The following is a 12,562-nucleotide window of genomic DNA, read 5'->3' as shown; positions in this document are numbered from 1 at the left end:
AGTGCAGCGACCGACCGAATGGCGAGGGGCCCGGCGTGTTACGCCGAGCCCCCCATACTCCAGGATATCAGCCGGCCTGTAAGCCGGGTTCTGTAGGGCACCATTCTCGCGAATGGTACGCGACGGCCATTCCTCTGGGACAAGGTTTGCACCTTGCCTCGGGCAACCTACCCGGACAGCGGGCCTGACATCGCCCTGCGGTGTTATCGCGCATGCGCGAACTAACCGCGTTGCCGTCCCTATTCGGTTTTGCTCCCGGTGGGGTTTGCCCTGCCATTTCCGTTGCCGGAAACGCGGTGCGCTCTTACCGCACCTTTTCACCCTTACCTCGCCGAAGCGGGGCGGTTCGTTCTCTGTGGCACTTTCCCTGGGGTCGCCCCCGCCGGATGTTATCCGGCACCGCATGTCGATGGAGCCCGGACTTTCCTCCCCCGCGGCCTTTCGGCACCAGCGGGAGCGGCCGTCCGGCCGACTGACGGCTTACGCATGCGGGCTTTGGCCGCCCACGTCAAGCGATTGCGATGGTTAACCTTGGCCCAGCGCCCAGGCCGGTCCTCGATTTTGACATTCGCAGAGGAGGGGCCTTTGATATCGATTTGATCGATCCAAAGGTCGAGGCGCCATGGATACCGAACTGGCCCGGACGTTCCTGACGGTGGTGAGCGCCGGCAACTTCATCACCGCGGCGGAGCGGCTGCACGTCAGCCAGTCGACCGTCAGCACCCGCATCCACACGCTCGAGCAGCAGCTCGGCTGCGTGCTATTCGTGCGCAACAAGGCCGGCACCACGTTGACGCCGGCGGGCCGGCAGTTTCAGCGCCACGCCTCGGTGCTGGTCCGCACCGTCGAGCAGGCGCGCCATGATGTCGGAATCCCCAAGGGGTTTTCCGCGACGCTGGTGGTCGGCGGCCGCATCGGACTTTGGGAAGAGTATCTGCTGCGCTGGCTGCCGCTGATGACGCGGGCGCATCCCGACATCTCGATCCGTGCCGAAAGCGCGCTCGAGCCCGAGTTGATGCAGGGGCTGGTCGAGGGACGCATCGACATTGGCGTGATGTACACGCCACAGAGCCGCCCCGGCCTCAAGGTCGAGCAGCTGTTCGAGGAGCAGCTCATCCTGGTGTCGACCGATCCGAAGAGCGCGCCGGAGCCGGGGCCCGGCTATGTCTACGTCGATTGGGGACCCGAATTCTACGCGCGTCACGCCACGCTGTTTCCGAATTTCGCCGGCCCCGCGCTGACGGTGAATATCGGCTGGCTCGGATTGCAGCATCTTTTGGAGAATGGCGGCTCCGGATTCTTTGCGCGTCGTATCGTCGAGCCGCTCCTGAAGGCGCGGCGGCTGCACGCCGTTGCCGGTGCACCTGGCTTTGCGATGCCGGCCTATGTCGCCTATCCGGCTGACGCCCAGGACGACCATCTGGCGCGCGCGGTCGAGACCATGCATCGGCTCGCCGCATCCCAGGTTAATCCGAGCGCGGACCTCCCGCGGGCCAAGCCCGCCACGCGGCGGCGGCGCTGACCGCGATTGCTATCGGCATCACCGATCCGTTCCATCGGCTTTCTTCGCTTGTCAGCGCAAACGTCCGCGTTCACAGCAGGATCGGCATCAGCAGGAGGTCAAACGATGGATATTGCGGCAGAAGTGGGAGACGCGTTGCTCAAGGGCGCCTCCGACGCGATCGTTGCGACCGATGTCGAAGGCCGCATCATCTTGTGGAATCCCGGCGCGGTCAGGATGTTCGGCTTCAGTGCCGAGGAGGCGATCGGACAATCGCTCGATTTGATCATTCCGGAGAATCTGCGCGAGCGTCACTGGGCCGGCTTCCGGCACGCGATGGCGACCGGGACGAGCCGCTACGGTCAGGGCGATCTGCTGTCGGTGCCGGCGCTGACCAGGCACGGGACGCGCATCTCCGTTGAATTCACCATCGTGATGCTGCACGATACGGCGCACAAGGTCGCCGGCACCGTCGCCGTGATGCGCGACGTGACCAAGCGTTTCGAGGAGCTCAAGGAGTTGCGGCGCCGCGCCGCGCAGGCCGGGACATCGTCGTAAAGGCTGGGAAGCCATGCCGTCTTCGCGAGGAGCGGTAGCGACGCAGCAATCCATCGCTCCGCACATGCGAACAGATGGGTTGCTTCACTTCGCTCGCAATGACACGGATAAGACTACAGGCACATGCCAGGTTCTCGGTCATCCCTCCGGAACCGGTCACGGCAGCTGGAGTTACTTTCCCGATCGCAGGCGGGTCTCCGCCAGCGCGGTCACGAGGCCGATGACCAGCATCGAGGCCACGATGTCGGCTTCCGCACCGAAACCAAATGCGATCACCGTGGCTGCGCCAACCGCCGCAAGGATCGCGATGGTCAGCCCTTCGTCGGCGATCAGCCGACGCAACGCCTTCAGGCGCGTGGGGCCCCGTTGCATCGCCTGCTCACACGCCGAGCGGATTGCCGCCCGCGGCGATGCTCGAGGCGACCTGACCGGCGTGGTGGCGCGGCTTCGCCACGATCCGGCTGCGCAGGATTCGGTACAGCATCGACAGCAGGAGCCGGGAAAGGCGTGTTGCTGTCTGCGGCAGTGGTGTCATGGCGAAGTCCTCCGGGCATCCCGACGCCAAGGCTACGCGCTGCCATGAATTTAACAAACGAATAATAATGGCGATTACTATCGGAATATCCAATATAAGCCGGCCCGCCGGGGCCGGCGAGGCATTCACGGCGGGCGGCCAAAATAATTTATCCTGACGATGTCGTCCTGCGTGTCGCCCGTTCGACTGGATGTCGGCGATCCAGCCGATGAAGAGGAGTTCTCAAGATGCAATACCTGTTGCTGATCTACCGGAGCGACGCGGAATATGGCCGCATGAATGCCGACGACCGCAAGGCCCTGTCGGCGGAATATGCCGTCTACACCCAGTCGATCATCCAGAGCGGACACTTCAAGGCGGGTGACGGGCTGCAGCCGGTGTCGACCGCAACCACCGTGCGGGTGCGCGACGGCAAGACGCTGACCACCGACGGGCCGTTTGCGGAAACCCGCGAACAGCTCGGTGGCTACTATCTCGTCGATGCCAAGGATCTCGACACCGCGCTCAGCCTCGCGGCGCGGATTCCCGGCGCCAAGACCGGCTCGATCGAAGTCAGGCCGGTGATGATCTACGACAACCCGCGATAAGACCAACGGTCATCCGGGGCGCGAAGCGAACCCGGAATCTCGAGATTCCGGGTTCGATGCTTTCGCATCGCCCCGGAATGACGGTGAAACTCATGACCCCGAGCCAGATCGAAAAAGTGTTTCGCGACGAGGCGGGCCGGGCGCTCGCAACGCTGATCCGTCTCGTCGGCGATTTCGATCTGGCCGAGGATTCGCTTCAGGATGCCTTCGCGGTCGCGCTCGAGCGCTGGCCGATCGGCGAATTCCCTTCCAATCCGCGCGCCTGGCTGGTCAATGTCGGCCGCAACAAGGCGATCGACCGCGTCCGCCGCGCCGCCAGCTTTCGCGGCAAGCAGCAGGAGCTGACGCATCAATTGCTGCTCGATGCGGACGCGCTGCCCGAGCCCGCCGATGCGACGCTCGACGACGACATGCTGAGGCTGATCTTCACCTGCTGCCATCCGTCCTTTGCCGCGGAGGTGCAGGTCGCGCTGACCTTGCGCACGGTGTGCGGGCTGACGACGGCGCAGGTCGCGCGCGCATTCCTGGTGAGCGAGGATGCGATGGCGCAGCGCCTCCTGCGCGCCAAGCAAAAGATCAAGCTCGCCGGCATTCCCTATGAGGTGCCGGAGCGCGAGGCGCTGGAGCCGCGGCTCACCGGCGTGCTCGCGGTGATCTACCTCGTCTTCACCGAAGGCTATGCCGCAACCGCAGGCGAGGATTTGATGCGGCCGGATCTCGCGCGCGAGGCGATCCGGCTGGCGCGGCTGCTCGATGCGCTGATGCCGGCGCGCGGCGAGATCAAGGGGCTGCTGGCGCTGATGCTGCTGCACGATGCGCGCCGCGCCGGCCGCCAGACCGCCGGTGGCGACATCGTGCTGCTCGAGGAGCAGGATCGTTCGCTGTGGGATTTTAACCAGATCGCCGAAGGCGTGAAGCTGGTCGAGGAGGCGCTGCGAATGCCGGGCCGTCCGCAATCCTACGCCGTGCAGGCCGCGATCGCGGCACTGCACGCGCGGGCGCCGAGCTTTAAGGGCACCGACTGGCCGCAGATCGCCGGTCTCTACGAGGTGCTGCTCCGCATCAGCCCGTCGCCGGTGATCGAACTCAATCATGCCGCCGCGGTGTCGATGGTCGACGGCCCGGCGCGCGCGCTCGATCTGATCGACGCGCTGGACGCGCGCGGCACCTTGAAGGGATACGACCAGCTGCCTGCGGTGCGCGCCGACCTGCTGCGCCGCCTCGGCCGCAAGGAGGAAGCGCGGCAGGCCTATCTTGCCGCAACCGCCGCGACGCAGCTCGAACCGCTGCGGCGGCTTTACGCGCGCAGGATCGCCGAGATGGGGTGAACAACTCACCTCATCCCGTGCGTGGTTTGCGCGGGCACGCCTCTGCAATCAGGGATCGTCAGCGTGCCGTTCGGCGTTGAACGCGCTCAGTATCCGGTCTTTGCCTTGGTGTCGCCGGTCGATTTGGCGGTTGTCTTTCCAGTCGACATGCCGGTCGTGGTGCCGGGTGCCATCTTCTTCTGCGCATGATGGACTTTTTGAGTCTTGTGCTGGGTCGACGTAGTCTTGCCCTGGGTCGACATGGCGACTGCGGCTGCCGGAGCGACGATGAGGCCGATGCCGACAGCTCCCGCGATGAGTGCTTTGAACATGGACGAATCTCCACTCAAACCGCCCCAACTAAGAAAACGGCACATGGTGAAAAGTTCCTTTTGCGCGCACGCGCATTTGGTCGGAAAGGGAACACGTAACAGGCCGACCTCAACCGTCGTTGCGCGGAGCGAAGCGACGAAGCAATCCATCTATCCCGGCGTGGAGAAATGGATTGCTTCCCGGAGCCCGTCATCGGGCGCGCCTTCGCGCGACCCGTTGGCTCGCAATGACGGAGAGAGCCTGCCTTGTCACCACCGGGCCTACTGCGCCGCATCCGGCGGCAGGCTCTCGAGCAGCGCGTGCAGCGTCGCCATGGTCGAGCGGTCCGCGATCCCGTCGACGCGCTCGGGGCGGAAGTGTCGCTGGAACGCGGTGACGACCTCCATGGTCGGGCCGTCGAACTTGCCGTTGGTCGGGATGTTGTAGCCGTAGCGCCGGAACGCGGCCTGCATGTTGGAGACGCTGTCGCTGATCGCGCCGAGTTGCAGCGCGTCGCCGCGCACGATCGGCGCCGGCTGCACCCAGTGCCCGACGCCGGAATTGGCCAGCGAGTGCCACGGGAATTTCTCGCCGGGATCCTTCTTGCGCCCCGGCGCCACGTCGGAATGGCCGAGCACGCGATGCGCGACCACCTTGCGGCGAAGCATGATGCCGCGGCACAGCGCGATAACCGCCGCGATCTGGCGCAGCGGGAAGTCGGGATAGCCCCAATCGTGGCCGCGATTGATGATCTCGACGCCGATCGAGCAGGAATTGATGTCGTCTTCGCCGGCCCAGGCGGACACGCCGGCGTGCCAGGCGCGCTTGCTCTCCGGCACGCACTGCACGATGCGGCCGTCCTCGAGCACGATGTAATGTGCCGAGACCTCCGTGCCGGCGGTGCAGAGCTGGGTGATCGCGCCCTCGACGTCGGGCATTCCGGTGTAGTGCAGCACGATCATGTCGGGCTGCCGGCCATCGGCGCGCTCGCCGAAGTTCACCGACGGGATCACGTCGGAGGCGACCGAGGAATCCGGCGTGAAGGTCTTCGCGTCGGCCACGCCCTTTGGAACAGGCAGGACGCGCTGACGCTTCGAATCAGCGTTGCCGGACGAGGACGAACCAGAAGCCATACGAATCACTCAAACCCGAACAAGGAGAAAGCATTTTGACATATGGATAAACAAAGTGGGCGTTTACTATTCCTTTACCCTGACGGCCCGCAATCGGCCTGCGGTTCCAATGGGGCGCATTATGCCCGGACGGCGCGTCGAGGGCATCACTCGAATGCGGATCAAAGGCGTGCGATTCCGCTAACCGATCATCAACGTTTTCTTAACGCTAAGTGCCGTTACTGAGAGGTGAAGTGCCGAACCGGTTTCGGGGGACGGCCAAAGGACGCTGAGCCCCGCTGTTTGCGCGAAATCCCATGGAACTGCTCCCATTTCCGGTCGGATATCAGGATTTGCGGCCGAGAACGGGAGTTGGCGCTGGTATCGCGCGGCGGCTTTTTCACCGGAATCGACAGCCAAGGCGCGAGGATTCGAGACGCAATGAGTCGGCGCGCAGCCAGCTTCCATGCCAGTCACGCGGCCCCTCGCGGGGGCGGCGCATGAGCGAGCGTGCACCGCGTCACATTTCCGTGCTGGGCCGCGAGGCGGTCACCTATCTCGATCCGCACGCTGGCGGCATCTATGTCGACGCGACCTTCGGCGCCGGCGGCTACAGCCGCATGATCCTCGACGTCGCCGACACCCGCGTCATCGGCATCGACCGCGACCGCACCGCGATCACAGGCGGCTTCGATCTGGTCGACGGCGCGGGCGGCCGCCTGACGCTGGTCGAGGACCGCTTCTCCAATCTCGCCGAGGTCTGTGCCGCGCAGGGCATGGGAACCGTCGACGGCGTCGTGATGGATGTCGGCGTCTCCTCGATGCAGCTCGACCAGGCCGAGCGCGGCTTTTCGTTTCGGCTGGGTGGACCGCTCGACATGCGGATGGCCCAGAGCGGCCCGACCGCGGCCGATGTGGTCGCGACCGCATCCGAGAAACAGCTCGCCGACATCATCTATATCTTTGGCGAGGAACGCCATTCGCGCGGCGTCGCGCGCGCCATCGCCGCCGCGCGCAAGGACGCGCCGATCACGACGACGGAGGCGCTCGCCGATATCGTCGCCAAGGTCGTGCGCGCCAAGCCGAACGAGATCCATCCGGCGACGCGGACCTTTCAGGCGCTGCGCATCTTCGTCAATGAAGAGCTCGATGAACTGCACCGCGCGCTCGCCGCCGCCGAGCGCGTGCTGAGGCCAGGCGGCCGGCTCGCCGTGGTCTCGTTCCATTCGCTGGAAGACCGCATCGTCAAGAATTTCCTCAGCGAGCGCGGCAAGGTCTCGGCCGGGTCACGGCATCTGCCCGAGGTCGCACAGGCCGCGCCGAGCTTTCGGATCCTGACCAAGCGCCCGGTCGTGCCAGGCGAGGCCGAGATATCGGCCAATCCGCGCGCGCGCTCGGCGAAGCTGCGCGCCGCCGAACGCACTGCGGCGCCCGCGCATGCCGACGACGAGCTGCCGTCATGGCCGCGGCTGTCTGACCTGAAGCGGGGAGGGTGACGATGCGCCTTCTCCATCTCCTCGTCATCGGCATGCTGATCTTCGCGGCGTCCTACGTCTATCGCATCAAGATGGAATCGACCGCGCGCGTCGAACGCGTGCTGCAGCTCAATGCCGAGATCCGCGAGCAGCGCAACGCGATCGCCGCCTTGCGCGCCGAATGGGCCAAGCTCGATGCGCCGCTGCGATTGCAGGGGCTTGCCGAGCGGCATCTGCCGCTGAAGCCGCTCAACGCCAACCAGTATGATTTCCTGAAGAACCTCCCGGAACGGCCGCCGAGCTTCACGCGGCCGGGTTCGCGCGATCCGATCGGCGCGATGATCGACACCATCGAGGCTGCCGCCGCGCCCGACAGCACGACCGGATCGATCGACAGACCGGCGACCGGCCAGCCGGCCGCCGACCAGCCCGCGCCCGAAGACTCCGAGCAGGGCGGGGGAGATCAGCAATGACCGGACCAGCCATGACCAATCCGGCGCCCGCCAACAAACCCGCCGAGCCCTGGAGCCAGCGTCTGATCCGCTCGCTGCTGTACGGCAGCAATGTCGACCGTGCCGCGAAAGCGCGCGCGCGCGTCGGCCTTGCGATACTCGCCTTCGCCGCGGTCTATTGCGTGCTGGCCGGCCGGCTGGTGCTGTTCGCCATCGGCGCCGACAGCCATGGCGCGCGGCGCACCGCCTCGCAGGACGCGATCGCGACCGCCAGGCCCGACATCACCGACCGCAACGGCGAAATCCTCGCCACCGACGTCAAGGCGCCGAGCCTGTTCGCCGAGCCGCGCCGCCTGATCGACAAGGACGAGGCGATCGAGCTCCTGACCGGGGCGCTGCCCGATCTCGACACCTCAGAGGTGCGCGACCGCCTGTCGTCGCGCAAGGGCTTCGTCTGGCTGAAGCGCGAGATCACGCCGAAGCAGCAAAGCGACATCCATCGCCTCGGCCTTCCCGGCGTCGGCTTCCTGCGCGAGAACAAGCGCGTCTATCCGACCGGCAACGAGGTCGCCCATTTGATCGGCCTGGTCAACATCGACAACCAGGGCATCGCCGGCATGGAGAAGTGGCTGGACAGTAACGGTCTGGCCGATCTGCATCGCGCAGGCTTCGCCACCGACCGGCTGCAGAAGCCGGTGGAACTGTCGGTCGACCTGCGCGTCGAGCACGCGCTGCGCGACGAATTGCTCAAGGCGAAGGAGAAGTTCAAGGCCAAGGCCGCCTCCGGCCTCGTCTCCAACGTGCGCACCGGCGAGATCGTGGCGATGGTGTCGCTGCCGGATTTCGATCCGAACAATCCGAGGGAGGCGCACGATCCCGACCGCATCAACCGCCTGACCACCGGCGTCTACGAGATGGGCTCGACCTTCAAGGCGTTCACGCTGGCGATGGCGCTGGACAGCGGCAGGTTCGACCTCAACTCGATGTGGGATGCGCGCGGCCCGCTGCACTACGGCAAGTTCGCGATCCACGACGATCACAATCTGGGCCGCATGATCAACATGAAGGAGGTGTTCTACTATTCCTCCAACATCGGCGCCGGGCGCATTGCGCTGGCAATGGGCGTCGACGCGCACAAGGCGTTCCTGCGCAAGATGGGGCAGCTCGAGCGGCTGCGCACCGAATTGCCGGAGAGTGCCTCGCCGATCGTGCCGAAGAAGTGGGGCGAACTGAACACCGTCACGATCTCGTTCGGTCACGGCATCGCGGTTGCGCCGCTGCAGGCGGTGATGGGCATCGACGCGCTGGTCAATGGCGGCTATCTGATCCCGCCGACCTTCCTGAAGCGCACCGAGCAGGAGGCGATGGCGCTCGCCAAGCGCGTCATCAAGCCCGAGACCTCGGACAAGATGCGCTATCTGATGCGGCTCAACGCCGAGATCGGCACTGCCAAGAAGGCCGACGTCAAGGGCTATTATATCGGCGGCAAGACCGGCACCGCGGAAAAGGTGATCAACGGCCGCTACGCCAAGAAGCGCGTGCTGAACGCCTTCACCGCGATCCTGCCCGCCGACAATCCGAAATATCAGCTGCTGATCATGCTCGACGAGCCTCAGCCGTTGAAGGAAACCTACGGTTTCATCACCTCGGGCTGGAACGCGGTGCCGACCGGCGGCAACGTGATCGCCCGAATTGCGCCGCTTTTGGGCGTCGAACCGCGGTTCGACCTGCCGCCGTCCGACCGCCTTATTCTTGCGGCATCCAGAACAACCCAGTAAGGCGTAACATCATGCGGCGCCAGAACGGCGCCGGCCAGACTGGAAGATCATGAGACTTCGCGACCTCTTCAGCGCCGATGCCACGATCGATCCGAATGCTTCCTCCGTCGTTGTCGGAGGGCTTGCGGTCGACAGCCGTGCGGTGAAGCCGGGCGACCTGTTCTTCGCGCTCGCCGGCAGCCGGACCGACGGTGCGCGCTTCGTCGATGCGGCGATTGCCGCAGGCGCGGTCGCGGTGGCCAGCGACCATCTGCCGCAAGGTCACGCCCGCGCTCCCTTCGTCATCACGCCCAATCCGCGCCGTGCGCTGGCGCTTGCCGCCGCCGCGTTCTATCCGCGGCAGCCCGCGACGATCGCGGCGGTGACCGGCACCAGCGGCAAGACCTCGGTTGCGGCCTTCACGCGCCAGATCTGGCAGCGGCTCGGTCACTCCTCCGCGAGCATCGGCACCATCGGCCTCGTCTCGGACAAGCGCACCGTCTATGGCTCGCTGACCACGCCCGATCCGATTGCGCTGCATCGCCAGCTCGACGAGATCGCGGGCGATGGTGTCACGCATCTGGCGTTCGAGGCGTCGTCGCACGGCCTCGATCAGTATCGTCTCGACGGCGTGCGCATCGCAGCCGGCGGCTTCACCAACCTGTCGCGCGACCACATGGATTACCATCCCGATGTCGCGCATTACCTCAACGCCAAGCTCCGGTTGTTCCGCGATCTCGTCGCCGACGGCGGCGCTGCAGTGATTTCGGCCGATCATGATTGCTCGCCACAAGTCATCGATACGGCGCGGGCGCGCGGCCTGCGCATCATCACGGTCGGCCGCAACGCCGATGCAGGCGAGGGCATCAAGCTCACTGACGCCGCGATCGATGGCTTCGCCCAACAACTCGCGATCGAGCATCGCGGACGCAAATACGCGGTCCGGCTGCCGCTGGTCGGCGAATTCCAGATCGAGAACGCGCTGGTCGCGGCAGGTCTTGCGATCGGCACGGGCAGCGCCGCCGATGAGGTCGTCGGCTGCCTCGAACATCTCGAGGGCGCCAAGGGCCGGCTGGAATTCGTCGGCGAGCACAATGGCGCGCCGATCTTCGTCGACTACGCCCACAAGCCCGATGCGCTCGCCAAGGCGCTGCAGGCGCTGCGGCCCTACGCCAAGCGCAGGCTCGTCGTGATCTTCGGCGCCGGCGGCGACCGCGACGCCGGCAAGCGCCCGATCATGGGGGCGATCGCCGCCGAGAATGCCGATCACGTCATCGTCACCGACGACAATCCGCGCAGCGAGAAGCCCGAGGCGATCCGCGCCGCGATCATGGCCACCGCAAGGGGCGCGCGCGAGATCGGCGATCGCGCCGCCGCGATCCGCGCCGGCATCGCCGGCCTCGCGCCGGGCGATGCGTTGGTGGTCGCCGGCAAGGGCCACGAGGTCGGACAGATCGTCGGCAACACGACGCTGCCGTTCAGCGACCACGAGGCGGTCGCCAGCGCACTGGCTGCGGAGGGCGCATGAGCACGATGTTATGGACCGCGGATGCGATGGCGACGGCGATGCGCGCCACGAGGCAAGGCACGCTGCCGGACGGCGTCACCGGGCTCTCGATCGACAGCCGCACAATCGCACCGGGCGAGGCGTATTTCGCGATCAAGGGCGATATCCATGACGGCCATGCCTTCGTCGAAACCGCGCTGAAGGCCGGCGCGGCGCTTGCCGTGGTCGAGACCGCGCAACGCGACAAGTTTCCCGCCGACGCGCCGCTCATGGTGGTCGACGACGTGCTCGCCGGTCTCGTCGAACTGGCGCATGCCTCGCGCGCGCGGCTCAATGCGCAGATCATCGCGGTGACCGGCTCGGTCGGCAAGACCTCGACCAAGGAGGCGCTGCGCCGCGTATTGTCGGCGCAGGGCGAGACCCACGCCTCGGTGGCATCGTTCAACAATCACTGGGGCGTGCCGCTGTCGCTGGCGCGCTGCCCGGCGAGCACGCGCTTTGCGGTGTTCGAGATCGGCATGAACCATGCCGGCGAGATCACGCCGCTGGTGAAGATGGTGCGGCCGCACGTCGCCGTCATCACCACGGTCGAGCCGGTGCATCTGGAATTCTTCGCCAGCGTCGAGGCGATCGCCGACGCCAAGGCGGAGATCTTCACCGGCGTCGAGCCCGATGGCGCCGTCGTGCTGAACCGCGACAATGAACAATTCGCCCGGCTGCAGAAGCAGGCGAAGAAGGCCGGCATTTCGCGCATCGTTTCGTTCGGTGCCGACAAGCGCGCCGAAGCGCGGCTGCTCGACCTCTCGCTGCATGCGACCTGCTCGGCGGTGCATGCGGATATTCTGGATCACGACATCACCTACAAGATCGGTATGCCCGGCCGCCACATGGCGATGAACTCGCTCGCGGTGCTCGCCGGGGCATCGCTGCTCGGTGCCGATATCGCGCGCGCGGCGCTGTCGCTGTCGCAACTCGCGGCGCCGACCGGCCGCGGCTTCCGCCGCACGCTCGAGGTCGGCAATGGCGAGGCGACGCTGATCGACGAGAGCTACAACGCCAACCCGGCCTCGATGGGCGCAGCTCTCAACGTGCTCGGCCAGGCCCAGACCGGGCCGCATGGCCGGCGCATCGCCGTGCTCGGCGACATGCTCGAACTCGGGCCGACCGGGCCGGAATTGCACCGCGGCCTCAACGAGGCCGTGACCGCCAACCGCATCGACCTCGTATATTGTTGTGGTCCGCTGATGCGGAATCTGTGGGATGCCCTTTCCACCGGCAAGCGGGGAGGCTATGCCGAGAGTTCGGCGGCGCTCGAAGCGCAGGTGGTCGCCGCGGTCCGTGCCGGTGACGTGATCATGGTGAAGGGCTCGCTGGGATCGAAGATGAAGCTGATTGTCAGCGCGCTGGAAAAACGCTTCCCCGACAAGGCCGCGCACGAAGAAGCGGTATAGGACCCTTT

At 66.0% G+C, this 12,562-nt stretch carries 13 protein-coding genes and 1 other RNA gene; 9 read left to right on the top strand and 5 right to left on the bottom strand.

All coding sequences use genetic code 11. The features are described 5' to 3' along the window. Nucleotides 1–63: 63 nt before the first annotated feature. An RNA gene (rnpB, locus tag ACVILL_RS02170) (RNase P RNA component class A) lies at nucleotides 64–476 on the bottom strand. A gap of 146 nt (nucleotides 477–622) precedes the next feature. Here rnpB and ACVILL_RS02165 point away from each other — a divergent pair. Both ACVILL_RS02165 and ACVILL_RS02160 read left to right on the top strand, forming a co-directional pair. Continuing rightward, a complete protein-coding gene (locus tag ACVILL_RS02165) occupies nucleotides 623–1,522 on the top strand; it encodes a LysR family transcriptional regulator (protein WP_456727633.1) in 900 nt (299 codons plus the stop codon). Between the two features lie 105 nt (nucleotides 1,523–1,627). Further along, the gene (locus ACVILL_RS02160) at nucleotides 1,628–2,059 is read left to right on the top strand and encodes a PAS domain-containing protein (RefSeq protein WP_456727632.1); all 432 of its coding nucleotides are present in this window, start codon (nucleotides 1,628–1,630) and stop codon (nucleotides 2,057–2,059) included. 171 nt (nucleotides 2,060–2,230) lie between these two features. On the opposite strand, the gene ACVILL_RS02155 is transcribed toward ACVILL_RS02160, so the two are convergent. Together ACVILL_RS02155 and ACVILL_RS02150 are read right to left on the bottom strand one after the other, a co-directional pair. Then, on the bottom strand, nucleotides 2,231–2,431 hold the full coding sequence (locus ACVILL_RS02155) for a hypothetical protein (RefSeq protein ID WP_456727631.1): 201 nt from the start codon (nucleotides 2,429–2,431) through the stop codon (nucleotides 2,231–2,233). 7 nt (nucleotides 2,432–2,438) lie between these two features. Beyond that, entirely contained in the window at nucleotides 2,439–2,594 is a 156-nt protein-coding gene (locus ACVILL_RS02150; RefSeq protein ID WP_456727630.1) for a hypothetical protein, read from the bottom strand. A 227-nt stretch (nucleotides 2,595–2,821) separates the two neighbouring features. Between ACVILL_RS02150 and ACVILL_RS02145 the strand changes: the two genes are divergently transcribed. Together ACVILL_RS02145 and ACVILL_RS02140 are read left to right on the top strand one after the other, a co-directional pair. Then, nucleotides 2,822–3,181 (top strand): YciI family protein, encoded by a 360-nt coding sequence (locus tag ACVILL_RS02145; RefSeq protein WP_456727629.1) that lies wholly within the window; start codon nucleotides 2,822–2,824, stop codon nucleotides 3,179–3,181. Nucleotides 3,182–3,273: 92 nt separating this feature from the next. Further along, nucleotides 3,274–4,509, top strand: coding sequence for an RNA polymerase sigma factor (locus tag ACVILL_RS02140; protein WP_456734146.1), 1,236 nt, complete (start codon nucleotides 3,274–3,276; stop codon nucleotides 4,507–4,509). Between the two features lie 86 nt (nucleotides 4,510–4,595). On the opposite strand, the gene ACVILL_RS02135 is transcribed toward ACVILL_RS02140, so the two are convergent. Then, the gene (locus tag ACVILL_RS02135; RefSeq protein WP_456727628.1) at nucleotides 4,596–4,820 is read right to left on the bottom strand and encodes a hypothetical protein; all 225 of its coding nucleotides are present in this window, start codon (nucleotides 4,818–4,820) and stop codon (nucleotides 4,596–4,598) included. A 261-nt stretch (nucleotides 4,821–5,081) separates the two neighbouring features. After that, nucleotides 5,082–5,933, bottom strand: coding sequence for an N-acetylmuramoyl-L-alanine amidase (locus ACVILL_RS02130; protein ID WP_456727627.1), 852 nt, complete (start codon nucleotides 5,931–5,933; stop codon nucleotides 5,082–5,084). 479 nt (nucleotides 5,934–6,412) lie between these two features. Here ACVILL_RS02130 and rsmH point away from each other — a divergent pair, with 479 nt between their 5' ends. From rsmH to ACVILL_RS02105, 5 genes are read left to right on the top strand one after another with little or no spacing between them, the layout of a single operon-like run. Beyond that, nucleotides 6,413–7,408 carry a 16S rRNA (cytosine(1402)-N(4))-methyltransferase RsmH gene (rsmH, locus tag ACVILL_RS02125; RefSeq protein WP_456727626.1) on the top strand — a complete coding sequence of 332 codons (996 nt, stop codon included), beginning with the start codon at nucleotides 6,413–6,415 and terminating at the stop codon, nucleotides 7,406–7,408. A gap of 2 nt (nucleotides 7,409–7,410) precedes the next feature. After that, complete coding sequence (gene ftsL / locus ACVILL_RS02120; RefSeq protein ID WP_456727625.1) at nucleotides 7,411–7,860, top strand: cell division protein FtsL; 450 nt, start codon at nucleotides 7,411–7,413, stop codon at nucleotides 7,858–7,860. A gap of 11 nt (nucleotides 7,861–7,871) precedes the next feature. Continuing rightward, nucleotides 7,872–9,617: a peptidoglycan D,D-transpeptidase FtsI family protein gene (locus tag ACVILL_RS02115; protein ID WP_456734145.1), complete on the top strand. Its 1,746-nt coding sequence runs from the start codon at nucleotides 7,872–7,874 to the stop codon at nucleotides 9,615–9,617. A 49-nt stretch (nucleotides 9,618–9,666) separates the two neighbouring features. Beyond that, a complete protein-coding gene (locus ACVILL_RS02110) occupies nucleotides 9,667–11,124 on the top strand; it encodes a UDP-N-acetylmuramoyl-L-alanyl-D-glutamate--2,6-diaminopimelate ligase (RefSeq protein ID WP_456727624.1) in 1,458 nt (485 codons plus the stop codon). Beyond that, entirely contained in the window at nucleotides 11,121–12,554 is a 1,434-nt protein-coding gene (locus tag ACVILL_RS02105) for a UDP-N-acetylmuramoylalanyl-D-glutamyl-2,6-diaminopimelate--D-alanyl-D-alanine ligase (RefSeq protein ID WP_456727623.1), read from the top strand. The genes ACVILL_RS02110 and ACVILL_RS02105 overlap by 4 nt, the downstream gene beginning before the upstream one ends. The last annotated feature ends 8 nt before the right edge of the window (nucleotides 12,555–12,562 follow it).

This window comes from Bradyrhizobium sp. USDA 3364 (genome assembly GCF_054056355.1).
The sequence above is the reverse complement of the archived record's forward strand: the minus strand, read 5'-3'. Positions and strand labels throughout refer to the sequence as shown.